We start from the raw sequence: 16933 nt of genomic DNA, 5'->3' as shown, positions 1-16933 counted from the left end.
TGTTTATCCGGTCGCTCACCCGAGAGTCGAGTTAGGCTGGACAGGCTCGCGATTGCTGGTGCGCACATCCGGGATGGGATGCGTACCCTTTTTTGAAGAGCCTCTAATAGTGTGGCTGCCTCGAGCACCTTCGGATGTTCTGACATGGGCAGTTTCAGACCTGTAGTAGCATCCGACGGCAGTTGATAATCTGGCGTGTGCCGCCCGCTCCTGCGGCGTTTCCAAATGCAAAAGCAGCATGTGCTTGCGACGGAGATGGATCGGCAAGTTCACCTATCCCTCATGATCACTTCCCATCGTCCCGAATTCGCGGCGGCAACATCCCGACCAGCCGCAAACTCAACAATCGTCCGGCGATGTCGTCCGCCTCCTCCCACAACGAATTTCGAATTTTATCCACGAAGGACTGCCATTTCGCACTTTTGCCGATCTCCGTGCGCTCGCAGCCTTTATCGGCGACCAGGCGGAATGGTCCGACCTCCCCTTCATCGTCCTCACCGAGCGCGGTGGCGGTCTCGAGCGCAATCCTGGGGCGGTTCGCCTACTTGAGACGCTGGGCAACGTGACGTTCCTCGAGCGGCCTTTCCATCCCACCACTCTCGTCAGTCTGGCGCGTGCCGCCAGGCGCGCGCGGAAGCGTCAGTATGACGCGCGCACGCGACTGGACGATATTCGCGAAGGACAGGAGCGCTTGCGCGTCGCGCTTGCCGCGGGCGGACTCGGCGCTTGGCTGCTGGACGTCCCGACGCGCACCTTGCGTGCCTCAGACGATTGCAAGGCACATTACGGTCGAGGTCCGGCCGAACCGTTCGACTATCCCGACCTCCTCGACGCAGTTCACCCCGATGATCTCGACCGGATGCAGGCCGCGGTCCGGCAGTCGCTGGACACCGGCGAAGACTACGACATCGAGTATCGCTGCATCTGGCCCGACCGGTCCGAACATTGGGTCAGGGTCAATGGTCGCGTCGAGGCCGGCACGCCCACCATGCCAGAGCGGATGGTTGGCGTATCGCAGGACATCACCATGCGCCGTGCCGCCCAGGCTCGTCAGGCTGCGCTGCTGGCGCTGGGGGATGGCCTCCGCCAGATGAGCGATCCTGTGGAGATGTCGTTGCTCGCGGCGGAAATACTCGGCTCGACACTTCGAATCAGCCGCGCCGGTTTCGGCTTCGTCGATTCTGCTCGCGAAAACATTGCTATCACGCGGTACTGGAGCGTTCCCGGTGCCCCCGACCTTCCCCCCCGATATTCACCTGCGCGACTATGGCAGCTTCATCGATGATCTGAAGCGTGGCGAATTGGTCGCGATCGCTGACGCGCGGCTCGATCCGCGAACCGCCGCTTCGGCGTCGGCAATGGAAGCGCTGCACGCCCGTGCGATTCTCAACGTGCCGGTGATCGACCAGAACGAATTGGTCGCATTGCTATATCTGAATCATGCCGAGCCGCGCGAGTGGAGCGCGGAGGAAGCCAGCTTTGTCCGCGATGTGGCCGACCGCACTCAGGCTGCGATCGAGCGACACAAGGCCGAGCGCGCGCTCGCGGACCTGGCAGAATCACTCGAGCGTCAGGTCGAGGAACGCACGCGCGAGCTCGACAGTACCTGGAAGAACTCGCAGGATCTTCTCGCGATCGTTGCGCTCGACGGCACATTCGTGGCGGTCAATCCTGCGTGGAGCGCCGTGCTGGGTTGGCGCCAGGACGAGATCATCGGGAAAGACCACCTCACTTTCAGCCACCCAGAGGACCGGCCGGCCAGCGATGCGGCGCTTCAGACCGCCCGCATCGGCCTGTTGCGGCAATACGAGAACCGCGTGCTGCACCAAGATGGATCCTATCGCTGGGTATCCTGGGTCGCATCGCACGCGGGCGATCGCATTTACGCAAGCGGCCGGCACATAACTGCGGAGAAGGAAGCCCAGCTTCAGCTCGAAGACACGCAGGAACAGTTGCGGCAGGCGCAAAAGATGGAAGCAGTCGGGCAACTCACCGGCGGGCTCGCGCACGATTTCAACAATCTGCTCGCCGGAATTTCGGGTAGCCTCGAGATGATCCAGATGCGGCTCAAACAGTGCCGGTCTGCCGATATCGATCGCTATCTGGAGATGGCATCCGGCGCGACCAGGCGCGCGGCGGCTCTCACCCATCGGTTGCTGGCATTTTCGCGTCGCCAGACGCTCGATCCCAAGCCGACCGACATCAATCGCCTTATCGCCAGCCTCGAAGAATTGCTGAGGCGGTCTGTCGGGCCCCAGGTCGAGATCGAGGTTGTGGGCGCGGGCGGCCTCTGGACGACGTTGATCGATCCCAACCAGCTCGAAAGTGCCGTACTCAATCTCTGTATCAACGCGCGCGATGCCATGCCCGACGGCGGTCGGATCACCATCGAGACCGCGAACAAATGGCTCGACTAGCGGTCCGCCCGCGAGAGCGACTTGCCGCCGGGGCAATATGTGTCGCTGTGCGTGACGGACACCGGCACCGGCATGTCGCCGGAGACAATCGAGCGCGCATTCGATCCCTTCTACACGACCAAGCCCATGGGCGAGGGTACAGGCCTTGGGCTTTCGATGATCTACGGCTTCGTCCGGCAATCCGGCGGCCAAGTGCGGATCTATTCGGAGCTCGGCCAAGGTACGACGATGTGCCTCTATTTCCCGCGGGTGTTGGATGCCGACAGTCGGGATCAAGACGGCGAGAGACTGGAGTCTCCTTTGCTCGGGTCCACTGGCGAGACGGTGCTCGTCGTTGACGACGAGCCCGCGATCCGAACCCTAATCGTCGATGTCCTCACGGAACTGGGTTACAATGCGCTCGAAGCTGACGACGGCGCGGGCGGCCTAGCCTTGCTCAAAAAGCAGCCCGGGATAGAATTGTTGGTTACCGACGTGGGCTTGCCGCGCGGAATGAATGGCCGACAACTGGCCGATGCGGCTCGCGTCGAGAGGCCTGAGCTGAAAGTGCTCTTCATAACCGGCTATGCCGAAAACGCGGTCATCGGAAACGGTCGACTCGAACCTGGGATGCATATTCTGACCAAGCCGTTCGCGATCGATGCGCTCGCAACGCGCATTCGGGATTTGATCGCTGCAGGTTGATATCAGTAGCGGACAAAAGCCTTGGTCCGCGGTTTCGTGCTACTAGGTATCGCGTCGCACACTCTTTTGGCCGACAGTTGCCTGGCAGGATATACTGGCCTGCAGCAAGAAATCACGGAGGAACAGACCGGCCGGCAATCCGCACGAGGGCCGGTTCAGAACCCGATTGGCGATCGGCTCGTCGCGTACCGCGCATTGTAGCAACCGCTTCCAGGAGTGTGGGCACGCTTCAGCAGCTTGTGTACGAAAATGCCTCGGATCTTCTCGCGGAACGGAAGAAAGCTTCCGCAGTTGGTCGAAGGCGATGCGACGGAGGCGCGAGTTGCTGACTTTGGAAGACCGTGGCGCGCTTACCGCGCTGTCGGACGCATTGAAAGATGCTGCGGTTGTACATCGTTCAAGCGCCGAGATCGCGAGCGATGCGACCTTGCGCGCTCGCCTGAAACGACGTGCTGATCGCCTGGAGGCGCTCAGCGATCAGGCGCGAAGTGGCGTGGATGACGATCAGGAAGCCGGGTCGATGCTGGTGTTGCTCGATCGGCTTCGACTGACGGTCGATCAATGGTTTGGCGACGACGATGCGGCCGCCGACGCGGCGAGCAGTCGAGCCATCGCCGATTTGATAGCGCTCATCGACGACTTTATCGGAGGCCCGGAGATATCCGAAGAGGTGCGCGCGATTTTCACTGCGATCCGCGCGCAGGTTACCCACGGCCGACCCGTCGCGCGGGCCCAGCCGACCGGACTTAGATCCATGCCGAGCTAGGCTTCGATCGGCGGCTTCGCGCGTTCCAGTTCGCCCTCCAGCGGATCGCTTTCCAGCCCTTCCAGCGGCGCACCGGAAACGTAGGCGGCGCGCCCTAGCAATTGCGCGCCGACGGGCAGCGTGAGCAGCAGGAATACCATCGCAAGCAGCCCGGTCCAGCCGATCTCGACGACGCCGGACAGCATCACGCCGCCCAGCATCAGCGCGGTCCCCAGCGTGCCGGCCTTGGTGGCGCTGTGCATCCGCTGCAACGGATCGGGCAGCCGGATCACGCCGATCGCGGCGATCAGCAGGAAGCCCGCGCCCAGCGTTAGCAGCAGCATGGCGATCACGATCATCGATCTCTCCGCTTTCTTTCGAGGAATACCGAAAAGGCCGCGGTCGCGACGAAGTTTATCAGGGCTAGACCCAAGGCAATGTCGAGAAAGACTCCTCTGCCGGTCGCCACGGTGGTGAGCGCGGCGAAACCCACGGCGATGGCTGTCAGCATGTCGATGGCAATGAACCGGTCGACAAAGCTCGGGCCACGGATCATTCGCCAGCCGGCGAGGCACAAAGCGGCGACGAGCGCGAGCGAGAGGGCCGGGGTCAACATCGCCATCAAGTTCATGCCTCCAGCTCCGCGATCCAGCGTTCGTACAGTCGCTTGAAACGGGTGGCCGCACGCTGCGCGTCCGGCGCGTCGAGGACGTGGATGTACAGGCGTGTGCGGTCCTCGGAGACATGCAGGCAGGTCGAGCCGGGCGTCAGCGACGTGAAATAGGCGAAGAGCGCGACGGCCCAGGGCCGTTTCAACCCGACCGGGACGATCACGATCGCGGGGCAGGTGCGGATCCGGGGGGACAAGACGATTCGCGCGACGCTGACGGAGGCGGCAACCAAATCCCACAGGAACACGCCGATGAGCACGATTACGGCGCGCAGGCGGCGGTATAGGTTCACAACCCGGCCTCCAGGCTCTGGGCCGATTGCAGGGCAATGCCCCACAGCCATTGTGGGGCGAGCCCGATCGCGACGGTCGCGCTAGACAGCAACCCCATCGCCACGAGTCCCGATCGCGGTATGCGGCGCACGGCCCCGGGGGCGCTCTTCCAGCAAGCGTCCGACCAGAAGCTCGCCATCGACAATATCGTCATGAACCCCGCCAGGAGCGCAACCCCGCCCAGCCAGGCGCTGCCGCCTGCCAGGCTCTCACGAATAACAATCAGCTTCGCCCAGAACCCCGAAAAGGGTGGGATCCCGGCAAGCGACAGCACCGGCACGGCGAACAGGATCGCGAACTGCGGCTCGCGTCGCACCATGCTCCCGGTGCGGGTGAGGTCCCAGCTGCCGGTGGCGTGGCGGATCAGGCCGGCGCCGAGGAAAAGGTTCGCTTGCACGATGATGGAGTGGAACATGTAGAACACCGACGCCGCCACGCCTTCGCGGGTGGCGAGTGCAAGCCCGGCCATCATGTATCCGACCTGGGCGATGACATGATAGGCGAGCAGCCGGCGCATGTCGGTCTGTGCAAGAGCGCCCGCAACGCACAGCAACATGGTCATCGCCGCGATCGCGCCGAACAGCGGCACCAGCTGCGCCGCCCCCGGCGCCCCGCGGCCCACCCCGAACATCCCGGCGAAGATCAGCAACAGCGCGAAGAAGCCCATCTTGGTGAGCAGCCCGGCAAACGCCGCGAGCGCCGATATGGGCGCGGTATGATAGGATGTCGGCAGCCAGAGATGGAAGGGCGCCAGCCCGGACTTGAGCGCGAATCCCCCCAGCAGAAGCGCGGCCGCAAGCGCCGTGGCAAAGCCGGGCGGCTGGTTTGCCAGGACCTTCGCAGCGCTGCCGATGTGCAGCGTGCCGGTGATTCCATAGACCATACCGACGCCGACCAGGATCAGCGTCGCGGCGAGCATCGCGAAGGCGGCGTAGCGGATGGCGGCATCGATCTGCGGCGCGCGGCGGTCCAGCGTCAACAGTCCCAGCGCGGCGATCAAGGCGAGTTCGAACCACACATAGAGATTGAACAGGTCGTCGGTCAGGAAGGCGCCGTTCACCGCGCCGACCATCGCCAGCATCATCGCGTCATAGCCCGCGCGGCGACGGCGCGGGCCGATGTCGGCCAGCGCGTAGATCGACACCGCAAGCGTCACCAGCGCCGTGACCAGCACGAAGGCGACGCCGGGCATCGATGCCGAAAAGCTGATGCCGATGCCCTGAGGCCATCCGCCGAACACGTTGCGGATGGCCCCCGGGCGGGCCTGCGCCTGCAGGAACAGCAGCGTCGAAAGCACCGCCAGAAGAGAAACCGTTGCGAGTCCGCATGCCGTCGCCGCGGCTGGCCGCGCACGCAGGCTCAGCGCGATCGCCGCGCCGAGGAACGGCAGCAGCACCGGCGCGACGACGAGCCCGGCATCAAACATCGATCGGATCCCGCGACTTCGGCGGCCCCAGCGTTTCGGCGGCGTCGACGTTGCGCGCATCGACGGTGGATGCCGTCCGCCAGGTCCGCAGCACCAGGATCGCAAGCACCACGGTGAGCGCGAAGCCGATGACGATGGCGGTCAGGATGAGCGCCTGGGAGAGCGGATCGGCCGCCTCGCCCAAGGTCTTCGCGCCTTCCGCGATGATCGGCGGCTGCTCGCTGCGGACGCGGCCCGCCAGGAACAGCAGCAGATTGGTGCCGGTGGCGAGCAGCGACAGGCCGAGCAGCATCCGAACGAGATTGCGCGACAGGACCATGAACAGCGCGCTGGCCATGATGCCGGCACCTGCCAGGGCATAAAGGATCATCATCGTGCCGCCTCCCGCTGCAGGCCGAAGAGGAAGGTGAGAATGGCGCCGAGAACGACCAGATATACGCCGATGTCGAATATCAGCGTGGTGCCGAGCTTGGGCAGCCAGCCGCCCGGCTGCCACCATAGCTGCTCGAGGAACGACCCGCCGGCCAGCATGCCGGGCAAGCCGCTGGCCAACGTGAGGAGCATGCCGCCCGCGACAAGGGTCAGCGGCCTTGCACGCAGCGCGCGTTCCGATCGATCGACGCCATAAGCGAGCGAGAGAAGCGCAAACGACAGCGCGGCGACCAGCCCGCCGATAAAGCCCCCCCCGGGCTGGTCGTGACCGCGCCACAGAATGACGAGCGAGGCGAACAGGAGCAGCCAGCCGAGCGGCCGGCCCGCAATCTGGAGCGAGAAATGCACCGGTTGCGCCCCTCCCGTCGCACCCGTGCCGCTGCGGCGGGGCATCAGGGCGCGGGCAAGCACCGCCGCCATGGCGATCACCATTGTCTCGCCCAGCGTGTCGAAACCGCGGAAGTCGACCAGGATCACGTTGACGACATTGTGTCCGTGCGCGGCAACATAGCTCATCCGCCCGTAAAAGGCGCTGGCGATCGAAGCATGCTCGTTCGCGATCATGTCGAGCATGCCGGCGAACAGCAGGAGGCCGAGGCAGGCGGCAACGATGGCGTCGCTACGGCGCATGGCCGGAGAACGCGTCGCCGGAGACGCCAGCGGCACCGCAAGCAGGAGCGCGGTCAGCAGCACGACGATCAACGCCTCGACCGAGAACTGGGTGAGCGCGAGATCGGGCGCGCCGTTCATCAGGAAGGTAATCGCCACGCAGAAGCCCGTCAGGCCGGTGGCGATCATCGCGGCCAGCAGCGAAGTCGCGCGTGCTGCGGCTATCGCGCCAGCGAGCCCGATCAGCGCCACGATCGCCGCCGCCGGCCGAATGTCGCCGATCGCGGGAAGCCGCGGGAACGCCCCGGCGGCAAGGACCGACCAGAGGATCAGCGCGATCACGCCGAGCGTCACGACCAGCAGATAGCGGCGCAGGTCGCCATGCTGCACCCAGGCAGTGATCGCGCGCGATCCATAGATCAGCCTGCGCAGGCTGCGTTCCCAGAGCCGCTCGACTGCGAAGGTTTCCGGCCATTGCCGGCTGCGCAGCCGAATGTGGATCGGCCGCCAGAAGCGGACGATCAGCGCGCCGATGCCCACCACCACGACGCTGAGCATCAGCATCGGCGTCACGCCATGCCACACGGCGATGTCGACCTCGACCGCGCGGCCATATACCGCGGCGACCGCCGGGCGGAGCGCCACCCGCGTGATCCAGCCGGGTTCCAGGCTGATGACGAGCCCGGTTACCGCCAGCAGCAGCGGCGGCGCCACCAGCGAAAAGCTCTCGCCGTGCCTGACCTCCTGCACCTTGCCCCGCCCGAGGAAGAAGGGGCGCAGCGTCACTACCCCCGCCACGCCGACCATCGCGGCGTTGACGATGACGGCGATTGCCAGCGGCACCAGCTCCCAGCTGCTCTCCAGCTGGGCTTCGAACAGGAATTCCTTGGAGATGAAGCCGATAAAGGGCGGAATGCCGGCCATCGACAGGCTCGCCCCGACGCAGGCGAGCGCCGTAAGCGGCAGGAATCTCGCCAGACCACCCATCGATCGCAGGCTGTACAGTCCGGTCGCATGCAGCACCGAGCCCGCGCAGAAGAACAGTGCCGCCTTGTACAGCGCATGCGCCATGAGAAATCCGACCATGGCGACCGTGGCCGCTGGTCCGTCCAACCCGACCAGCAGCACCAGGATGCCGAGCGAGGCGATCGTGGAATAGGCCAGCGCCGACTTGAAGTTTTCCGCGCGCAATGCCTGGAAAGCTGCCAACAACATCGTCAGGCATGCGACGGTGACCACGACGGTGCGGCCCCAGCTCGTCGCGGCGAACACCGGCTCGAAGCGGGCAAGCAGATAGACCCCCAGCTTCACCATCGTGGCAGAATGGAGATAGGCGGAAGCCGGCGTCGGCGCCTGCATTGCGTTGGGCAGCCAGAAGTGGAAGGGGAACTGCGCCGATTTGGTGAACGCGGCGATCAGGATACACGCCACGATCGGGCTGCCCCACGGGCTTGCCGCCAGCGTGTCGGCCTGCTCGACCGCCTTCGCCATCGAATAGGTGCCGAGTTCGTGCCCGATCATCAGGACCGCGGCAAGCAGCGCGAGGCCGCCGAATGCCGTGACCTGCAGCGCCATCAGCGCCGCGCGGCGCGAGCGGGCACTGCGGCTGTCGAACCCGACGAGCAGGAAGGAAAGGATGCTCGTCGCCTCCCAGAACAGCACGAGCACCAGCAGGTTTTCCGCCAGTACGGTCCCGAGCATGGCGGTGAGGAACAGCAGGATAAGCGTGAAGAACCGGCTGCGTTCGGCCTTTGGACGCTCGGTGAGGTAGCCGCCGGCATAAATGATCACGAGCGAACCGATTCCGGTCACCAGCAGGCAGAACAGGAAGGAGAAGCCATCGAGGCGTAACGTGAAATCGAGCCAGAGCTTCGGCGCCCAGGCTATGCCCTGGCCCCGAACCCAGCCCCGCTCGACGACGGGCGCCATCGAAACGAAGGCGGCCAGCAGCCCGAGCGGCAGCAACGCGACGACCAGCCCCGCCCCGCGCCCCATGACCCGTGCGATCAACGGCGTGACGCACGCGCCGGCGAGCGAGGCTATGAGAATCCAGAACATCCATCTGTTCTAATGCCTCAGGTCCCGATCGGATGCAGTCGGCTGTCGCTCCGCGCGGAGTTTCATGCTTCAGGTCGCGTACCGCGTTACCGAGGCGTCCGCGATCATTCGCGCGAACTGACGCAAAAGGCTTATTCCAGCGTTCAGCCCCCACGAAGGCGCTCAATCCATATACGACCGCTTTCGGCGCTTGGGTGGAAGGTCGGAGATTGGTGGTTAGCTGCCGTTCTAGCGGGAACGTAGCCGTCTTTCCCTCCCCTCCCTGGAAGGGAGGGGTTGGGGGTGGGTGCCGCCGAGGCACTCGGCGGCTTCCAGCAGAATGTGCTGGGCGGCACCTTCCGGGTTACAGAGCGCGTCCGAGTTCCACAGGCGGATGATATGCCAACCTCGCCTGCTGAGGTATGCCGAGCGACGCTCGTCGGGTTCGATCGCCTGAAGATGCTGGCTACCGTCGAATTCGATGCCCAGTTTCGCCTGACGGCACGTCAGATCGATGATGAAGGGAGCGATCACGCGTTCTCGCGTGAAGGCCGGGCGATGCCTGGAAAGCAGCCGCCAGATCGCCGCTTCGGCGGGCGTCGGATTGTTTCGCAATTCGCGCGCTCGGGCGGTCAGCTCCGGATCGATGCGATGGCGCATCGGGCCAGCGTAGGATGGCTCGCTTCGCTCGCCAACCCACCCCTAACCCCTCCCTTTCAGGGAGGGGGATGAGAAAGTCGCGGCGCCTTTGGACCGTCCGCTACTGGGCGATAGCTGACCGGTCGCTTCACGAATCTACGGACTAGAACCCCGCCAGTGCAGCCCCCGACAGAGCCGAGGACGTCGGAAGCCGACAATCCCAATTGCAATTCAAAAATCCTCGAACCGCAAACAAGAAATCTTAATCCGTTTCAGCTACTTATTGCGGCATGGTTCCGCTTACCCCTTCCCGCTCGCCTGCCCAGCCATGCGCCGGATGCCGTGACGGCAACGGTTTGGATTTCTCCTTTTCGATGGCCTTCCAACCCATCGTCGACATCGTGGAGGGTCGCGCCTTTGCCTACGAAGCGCTCGTCCGTGGTCCGTCCGGGGAGAGCGCCGCCAGCGTCCTGGCCCGCGTGACCCAGGAGAATCGCTACGCCTTCGACCAGCAATGCCGCGTCAAGGCAATCGAAACTGCCGCGCGGGCCGGGGTGGTCCAGTCCGGTGCGCGGCTGTCGATCAACTTCCTGCCGAACGCCGTCTACTCACCTGCCGCATGCATTCAGCTGACGCTCAAGACCGCAAAGGCTACCGGCTTTCCAACCGAGCGCCTGATCTTCGAGTTCACCGAGAATGAGGAGATGCGAGACCCCGACCACGTATCGAACATTATCGCTACCTATCAGAAGATGGGCTTCGGCACGGCGCTCGACGATTTCGGCGCCGGCCATGCCGGTCTCAACCTGCTCGCCAGGTTCCAACCCGACATCATCAAGCTCGACATGGAACTGATCCGCGGGCTGGACGCGAGCTTGCCGCGCCGGATGATCGTCGATGGCGTCGTGAAGATGTGCGACGCGCTCGGCGTCACGGTGATTGCCGAGGGTATCGAGACGCGAGCCGAACTGGAAGCGCTGAGCACGATCGGTGTACGCTATATTCAGGGCTTCTATTTCGCCAAGCCGGCATTCGAGGCGCTGCCGCCCATCAGCCTGGAGACCCCGGACGACTTGCTTCGGCATCGCGCCTGACACGGAGAAGTGCCGGCACGCGGGAGCGCCCGGAGAGTCGCGGTGCCCGCGCCGCGGGCAGCCGCCGAGTGCCACCCGCTTCGGTCGATATCGAACTCGATAGTCCGGGGCGGGACGAGAGGCACTCGCGAACGAGGGCCGGGAAAATCTTGCCCGCCTGCTACCAGGGCTAAGCAGCCGGTAGCGGGCAAGGCACCGCCAAGGGCATGCGGATGGCCGATATATGAAATCAATTTTCTTTATCCACGCTTGCGGCTAGTTTCCAAACCTGCTCTTCCGAGTTGCGACAACCGGCTCATCGCGGTCGTTGTCGCAACGTCGTGCCGGGCAGCCGTTTCGAAAGATCGCCTCCGCAAGACCAGGCGACGGATGGAGAGAGAGTTGATGCGTAGAGAATTGATCGGTGGCCTGTGTCTCCTGGCATTGACCGTTACGCCGGCTATCGCCGGCCAGAAGCAACCCGCCCACAACACACTCACCGCCAGCGAACGCGCCCAGGGTTGGCGGTTGCTCTTCAACGGCCGCGACTTGCGTGGCTGGCACTCCTTCGACGGCAGCGCGGCATCCCCCGATTGGTCGGTGCGCGATGGCACGCTCGTGCTCACCACGACGAGTGGGAAGATGGATGGCGGCGACCTGGTTACCGTCGACAGCTACGGCGCCTTCGAACTGACCCTCGATTGGAAGGTCGAGCGCGGCGGCAATAGCGGTGTGTTCTATCTCGCACGCAATGCCCCTGGGACCAGGAATATCTACGAAACCGGGATCGAGATGCAGGTTCTCGACAATGATGGCCATAGCGACGGCAAGATCCCCTCGCACCGCGCCGGCGCACTCTACGACATGACGGTGCCGCCATCGGGCGCGGCACGTCCCGCCGGGAGCTGGAATCACGCGCGCTTGCGCGTCGACAAGGGCCGCATTCGCCAGTGGCTGAACGGCACGCTGACGGCCGACGTCTCTTTCGGCGACGATAGCTGGCGCAAGCGCGTGGCGGCATCGAAATTCGCCTCGATGCCCCTGTTCGGCACCTTCCCGAGCGGCGTGCTGGCGTTGCAGGATCACGGCAATCCGGTCGCTTTCCGCAACATCAAGATCCGCAGGCTCGGCGAGGCAGCGCAGTGACGCTCGATACGTTCGATCCGGCGACGACGACCGTCGATGTCATCATCGTCGGCTCGGGTGCCGCCGGCGGCATGGCCGCCTTCAGCCTCACTCAGGCGGGCCTGCGCTGCCTGATACTGGAGGCGGGACGCGACTATGATCCCCAGTCCGAAGTCAACATGATGGCGCCCGAGAGCGCTGCGCCCCTGCGCGGCGCGGCAACCCCCGACAAGCCGTTCGGCTATTTCGACGCGACCGTGGGCGGTGGATGGGAAGTGGACGGCGAGCCCTACACCATGCGCGAGGGCAGCGACTTCCGCTGGTACCGCCCCCGCATGCTCGGCGGGCGGACCAACCACTGGGGCCGCCATGCGCCGCGTTGGGGTCCGTACGATTTCAAGCCGTTCTCGCGCGACGGGCTGGGCGTGGATTGGCCGATCGGCTATGACGACGTCGCGCCCTTCTACGACCGCGTGGAGCGAATGATCGGCGTGAATGGCGGCCGTCTCGAGCTGGAGAACCATCCGGATTCGCCGGCGAACTGTCTGATGCCGCCGCCCAAGCCCCGTGTCCCCGAGATGCTGCTCAAGGCGACGTGCGAAAGCATGGGAATCCCGGTGCGGGCCGCGCATACCGCGGTACTCACGCGCGACATGCCCCACGACGTCGCGCCGCGCAGCGCCTGCTTCAATGCGACGCCCTGCACCCGCGGGTGCACGATCGGCGCGTTTTTCCAGACAACCACGTCGTTCCTGCCGATCGCGAAGGCCACCGGCAGGCTGACGGTGGTCACCGACGCAATGGTCTCGAAGGTGGTGATGGCCGGCAAGGATCGCGCCGCCGGGGTCGAATATGTCGATCGAAAGACCGGCGCGCGGCACAAGGTCGAGGCCCGGGCGGTCGTCCTGGCGGCGGGGACCCTCGAGACGACGCGACTGCTGCTCAATTCCGGCGAGAGCCCCGCCGGGCTCGCCAACGCTTCGGGCGAGCTCGGGCGCAATCTCACCGATTCGACCGGCGCGTCGTTCCGGGCGTTCGTCCCCGCACTCGCCGATCGTCCGCGCTACAACGAGGACGGGATCGGCGGGCAGCACGTCTACATTCCGTTTTGGTTGTACGGGGAACAGAAGCGCGGCGAACTGGATTTCGCGCGCGGCTATCACTTCGAGATCGGCGGCCGCTTCGGCATCCCGCCGGCCGCGACGCTGCCGCGGGTCTGGGGCGCGGGGCTGAAGAAAGCCGTCCGCGCCGCCTCCGGGGCGACGATCGGCATGACATTGCGCGGCGAGATGATCCCCAACAAGGACACCTTCTGCGAGATCGACCAAGGCGTAAAGGATCGCTTCGGCATTCCCGTGCTGCGCTTCTCGTTCCGCTGGTCGCAGCACGAACTCAACCAGGTCGCGCATGGGCAGCGCATCGCGCATGCCGTGTTCAAGCGGATGAACGCCACGATCCTCAGTCCCGAGCTGCCGCCCGAAAAGCTCATCACTGCTGGTGGCGAGATCATCCATGAGCTCGGCACCGCGCGGATGGGCGCCGATCCGCGGTCTTCGGTGGTCGACAGCTATGGTCAGGCCTGGGACGTCAAGAACCTGTTCCTGATGGATGGCGCGATCTTCGCCTCGGGCGCTCACAAGAACCCTACCCTCACGATCCTGGCCTTGGCGCTACGCGCGTCCGAGCGGCTCGCTGCCCGCCTGAAATCCGGAGCTCTCGCATGACACCCTCACGCCGCCAGACATTGCAGTGGGTGATGGCCGCGGCGGCACTGCCGCTCGCCCGCTGGACGTCACCTGCACTGGCCGCAGGCCCGGGTACCCCTGCGCCGTTCGAGGTGGTGGCATGGCCCCCCACGCTGCCCCCGCCCCCGCCAGCGCAAGGCTATGGGCGCGATCCGAACCTCATGGAGCCCAAAGTGACCTGGCCGCTGACGTTGAGCACGGCACAGCGTGCAACGGTCGATATGCTCGGCGACATGATCCTGCCCGCCGATGGCAAGTCGCCGGGTGCGGGCGCATTGGGTGTCGGCGGGTTTGTCGACGAGTGGATCAGCGCACCCTATCCGGTGCAGCGGCGGGACCGCGAACTGCTGCTCGGCGGGCTGATCTGGCTCGATGCGCAGAGCCGGGCGCTGCACCAGGCGGAATTTACCGCGATCACGGCGTCTCATCGCGCTGCGCTGCTCGACGCGCTCACCGTCGAGACCCCCGATGCGCGGTTGGCGAAGCCGGTCGCGTTCATGGACGGCCTGCGCTATCTTTTCGTGCTGGGCTATTACAGCCTCGAAGAAGGCAAGGCCGATATGGGATATATCGGCGACCAGCCGACCCCGGGGGAGTATCCCGGCCCGACGCCGGAGGCGCTGGCGCATTATGCGGGGGTTCTTCGCGAATTGGGCCTGCCGACGGATTGAGCGGCGGATCCCGACGGCATCACAGCGCCAACGGAATTTGATCCGGGTGCGCTTCCTGCGCGAAATCGCTTTGCAGACGATCTAGAACCGTCTCGGCCAATTCCTGCGCTGCGCGCTCGCGCATGCGCCCATTGCGGGACGCCAGGCCGATCTTTGCCCAGCCAGGGGCGGCGAGGATAGCGGCGGTTAGCGCCGATGACGTTGCGACTCGTTCCATCCACCCGGTATAGCGAATTTGGAACATGATGAGAACATCGACGTGGGGATTGCGTGGATCGCCCAACTCTCGCTGAAAGCGCGGACCGTCCCGGCCTTGCCCAGGCAATCGTCGCGCGTGAGGTGCGCGGCTTCGATGGCAGCCATGTTCCCGCGCGGCGTTGACGTACGCGGTGTCGCCGGTAGCCTCGCGCGCATAGGCTTGGGGACCGGCGTTGCGCATTGCCATTATCGACGACAGCGGGTTGCGCGCCACGATCCTGGAGGAGGGATTGCGCGAGGCCGGCTTCGAGGAAATCGACGTCGTGCCGCCGCATGGCGCCTTTGTCGCACGGCTGGAACGAATGGCACCCGATGTGGTGCTGATGAACCTCGGTAACGCCAATCGCGATTCGCTCGAGGAAATGCTGGCGGTGAGCCGGGCACTGGCACGGCCGATCGCGATGTTCGTCGATCAGTCGGACGAGAGCATGATCGGCGCCGCGATCGATGCCGGCGTCTCCGCCTATGTCGTCGATGGGTTGCGCAAGGACCGGGTGAAGCCCGTCCTCGAACTGGCGATCCGGCGGTTCAACGCGTTCTCCAAGCTCCAGGGCGAACTGGACGCCGCGCGCACCGAGCTTGCCGAGCGAAAGACGGTGGACCGCGCCAAGGCGATCCTGATGCAGAGCCGCGGCCTCAGCGAGCCCGAGGCCTATGCACTGCTGCGCACCACCGCGATGCGGCAGGGCCGGCGCATCGCCGAAGTCGCCGACGCCCTGATTACTGCCGCTGACCTGCTGGGAGACGGGCGATGACGCCGCTTTCGATCGCCTTTCTACCGCTTACCGACGCGGCGCCGCTTATTGCCGCGCGCGAGCGGGGCTTCGCCGAGGCCGAAGGGATCGCGCTGTCGCTGATCCGCGACACCAGCTGGGCGACGGTGCGCGACCGGCTGGTCTATGGCCAGGTTCAGGCGGCGCACATGCTCGCGCCGCTCGCCGTCGCGGTCACGCTGGGGCTGAGCCAGGCGCCCTGTGCGATTGCCGCGCCGTTCAAGCTCAACGACAATGGCAACGCGCTGACGCTATCGCGCGAGCTTGCCGCAGCGCTCGACCCCGATCTGCGCCGGCGCATCGCCGATCCGGAAGCGACCGCGCATGATTTCGCCGCCGCGATCGGGCTGCATCGCCGCAAGCCGGTGCTCGGCATCGTCCATCGCTATTCGAGCCACGCGCTGATGCTGCGTTACTGGCTGGGCTATGCCGGGGTGAACCCGGACCGCGACGTGAGCCTGCGCGTGCTGCCGCCCTCGCTGATGACCCAGGCGCTGCGGCTGGGCGAGATCGACGGCTTCATCGCCGGCGAGCCGTGGAGCAGCGTCGCGGTAGCGGAAGGGATCGGCGAGATCGCCGCGGTGGGCGTGAATATCTGGCGGCGCGGCGTGGAAAAGGTCCTCGCCACCCGGACCGATTGGGCGGAGAGCAATCCGGATACGCTCGATCAACTGCTGCGCGCGCTCGACCGTGCTGCCGCGTGGTGCGATGATCCCGCCAACCACGCGGACCTCGCCGCGCTGCTCGCCCGCCCCGATTATGTCGGCCAACCCGCCGACCTGCTCCGTCAGGCGCTCGCCGGGCGCATATCGCTGGTACAAGAGGGTGAGCCCGTCGCAGTGCCCGAGTTCCTGGTCTTTCACGGCGGCGCGGCGAACTTCCCATGGCGCAGTCAGGCACTGTGGATCTACTCGCAGTTCCTCCGCTGGGACATGGTCGAGCCAAGCCCCGAAGCGCAGGCAGCCTCGGCGGGCGTGTTCCGGTCCGACCTGTATCGCCGCGCGCTGGCCGGGAGCGGAGTCGCACTGCCTGGGGCGAGTTCGAAAGTCGAAGGCGCGCTCGCCATTCCGCTCGCAGCCGCATCACATCAGGGGAGCCTGACGCTCTCGCCCGATCAGTTCTTTGACGGCAAGCCTTTCGATCCGCAGGATATTCCGGGGTATTTGCGTACCCTGAAGCAAAATTGAAATTTTTGCACTTGCGAAGAAAGCGCTGATAGGTCAGCTTTGATCGTCGCCCGAATGAACGGGTGGCCTTATCGAAGATCCGGGCCAGCGTGGGCTCGGAGCTTCACCG

The 16933-nt window shown here is 65.3% G+C and carries 15 protein-coding genes and 1 pseudogene; 8 read left to right on the top strand and 8 right to left on the bottom strand.

The features are described 5' to 3' along the window. Window positions 1–424: 424 nt before the first annotated feature. Window positions 425–3101, top strand: a pseudogene (locus tag RZN05_RS02220) (PAS domain-containing protein); the annotation flags it as partial. 322 nt (window positions 3102–3423) lie between these two features. Continuing rightward, window positions 3424–3867, top strand: coding sequence for a hypothetical protein (locus tag RZN05_RS02215; protein WP_317224993.1), 444 nt, complete (start codon window positions 3424–3426; stop codon window positions 3865–3867). Here the strand turns inward: RZN05_RS02215 and mnhG are convergent. The 7 genes from mnhG to RZN05_RS02180 form a co-directional block, all read right to left on the bottom strand. Then, a complete protein-coding gene (gene mnhG, locus RZN05_RS02210; RefSeq protein WP_317224992.1) occupies window positions 3864–4205 on the bottom strand; it encodes a monovalent cation/H(+) antiporter subunit G in 342 nt (113 codons plus the stop codon). The genes RZN05_RS02215 and mnhG overlap by 4 nt on opposite strands. After that, window positions 4202–4477: a monovalent cation/H+ antiporter complex subunit F gene (locus RZN05_RS02205; protein ID WP_317224991.1), complete on the bottom strand. Its 276-nt coding sequence runs from the start codon at window positions 4475–4477 to the stop codon at window positions 4202–4204. The genes mnhG and RZN05_RS02205 overlap by 4 nt, the downstream gene beginning before the upstream one ends. Then, window positions 4474–4860: a Na+/H+ antiporter subunit E gene (locus RZN05_RS02200; RefSeq protein ID WP_317224990.1), complete on the bottom strand. Its 387-nt coding sequence runs from the start codon at window positions 4858–4860 to the stop codon at window positions 4474–4476. Before RZN05_RS02200 ends, RZN05_RS02205 begins: the two co-directional genes overlap by 4 nt. Further along, entirely contained in the window at window positions 4806–6275 is a 1470-nt protein-coding gene (locus RZN05_RS02195; protein WP_317224989.1) for a proton-conducting transporter transmembrane domain-containing protein, read from the bottom strand. Before RZN05_RS02195 ends, RZN05_RS02200 begins: the two co-directional genes overlap by 55 nt. Beyond that, a complete protein-coding gene (locus RZN05_RS02190) occupies window positions 6268–6648 on the bottom strand; it encodes a sodium:proton antiporter (protein ID WP_317224988.1) in 381 nt (126 codons plus the stop codon). The genes RZN05_RS02195 and RZN05_RS02190 overlap by 8 nt, the downstream gene beginning before the upstream one ends. Then, a complete protein-coding gene (gene mbhE / locus RZN05_RS02185; RefSeq protein WP_317224987.1) occupies window positions 6645–9374 on the bottom strand; it encodes a hydrogen gas-evolving membrane-bound hydrogenase subunit E in 2730 nt (909 codons plus the stop codon). The genes RZN05_RS02190 and mbhE overlap by 4 nt, the downstream gene beginning before the upstream one ends. A 228-nt stretch (window positions 9375–9602) precedes the next feature. Then, window positions 9603–10013, bottom strand: coding sequence for an endonuclease domain-containing protein (locus RZN05_RS02180; protein WP_317224986.1), 411 nt, complete (start codon window positions 10011–10013; stop codon window positions 9603–9605). 353 nt (window positions 10014–10366) lie between these two features. Here RZN05_RS02180 and RZN05_RS02175 point away from each other — a divergent pair, with 353 nt between their 5' ends. The 4 genes from RZN05_RS02175 (at window position 10367) to RZN05_RS02160 (ending at window position 14606) form a co-directional block, all read left to right on the top strand. Then, on the top strand, window positions 10367–11086 hold the full coding sequence (locus RZN05_RS02175) for an EAL domain-containing protein (protein ID WP_317224985.1): 720 nt from the start codon (window positions 10367–10369) through the stop codon (window positions 11084–11086). 384 nt (window positions 11087–11470) lie between these two features. Beyond that, window positions 11471–12211: a 3-keto-disaccharide hydrolase gene (locus RZN05_RS02170; protein WP_317224983.1), complete on the top strand. Its 741-nt coding sequence runs from the start codon at window positions 11471–11473 to the stop codon at window positions 12209–12211. Continuing rightward, a complete protein-coding gene (locus RZN05_RS02165) occupies window positions 12208–13914 on the top strand; it encodes a GMC family oxidoreductase (protein ID WP_317224982.1) in 1707 nt (568 codons plus the stop codon). The genes RZN05_RS02170 and RZN05_RS02165 overlap by 4 nt, the downstream gene beginning before the upstream one ends. After that, entirely contained in the window at window positions 13911–14606 is a 696-nt protein-coding gene (locus RZN05_RS02160; RefSeq protein ID WP_317224981.1) for a gluconate 2-dehydrogenase subunit 3 family protein, read from the top strand. The genes RZN05_RS02165 and RZN05_RS02160 overlap by 4 nt, the downstream gene beginning before the upstream one ends. 19 nt (window positions 14607–14625) lie before the next feature. On the opposite strand, the gene RZN05_RS02155 is transcribed toward RZN05_RS02160, so the two are convergent. After that, entirely contained in the window at window positions 14626–15045 is a 420-nt protein-coding gene (locus RZN05_RS02155; protein WP_317224980.1) for a DUF6771 family protein, read from the bottom strand. Here RZN05_RS02155 and RZN05_RS02150 point away from each other — a divergent pair. Beyond that, window positions 15038–15619, top strand: a complete 582-nt coding sequence (locus tag RZN05_RS02150) for an ANTAR domain-containing response regulator (RefSeq protein ID WP_317224979.1) — start codon at window positions 15038–15040, stop codon at window positions 15617–15619. The genes RZN05_RS02155 and RZN05_RS02150 overlap by 8 nt on opposite strands. Beyond that, window positions 15616–16824: a CmpA/NrtA family ABC transporter substrate-binding protein gene (locus RZN05_RS02145; protein ID WP_317224978.1), complete on the top strand. Its 1209-nt coding sequence runs from the start codon at window positions 15616–15618 to the stop codon at window positions 16822–16824. The genes RZN05_RS02150 and RZN05_RS02145 overlap by 4 nt, the downstream gene beginning before the upstream one ends. Window positions 16825–16933: the final 109 nt, after the last annotated feature.

It is taken from the genome of Sphingomonas sp. HF-S4 (assembly GCF_032911445.1).
Classification (GTDB): domain Bacteria; phylum Pseudomonadota; class Alphaproteobacteria; order Sphingomonadales; family Sphingomonadaceae; genus Sphingomonas; species Sphingomonas agrestis.
The sequence above is the reverse complement of the archived record's forward strand: the minus strand, read 5'-3'. Positions and strand labels throughout refer to the sequence as shown.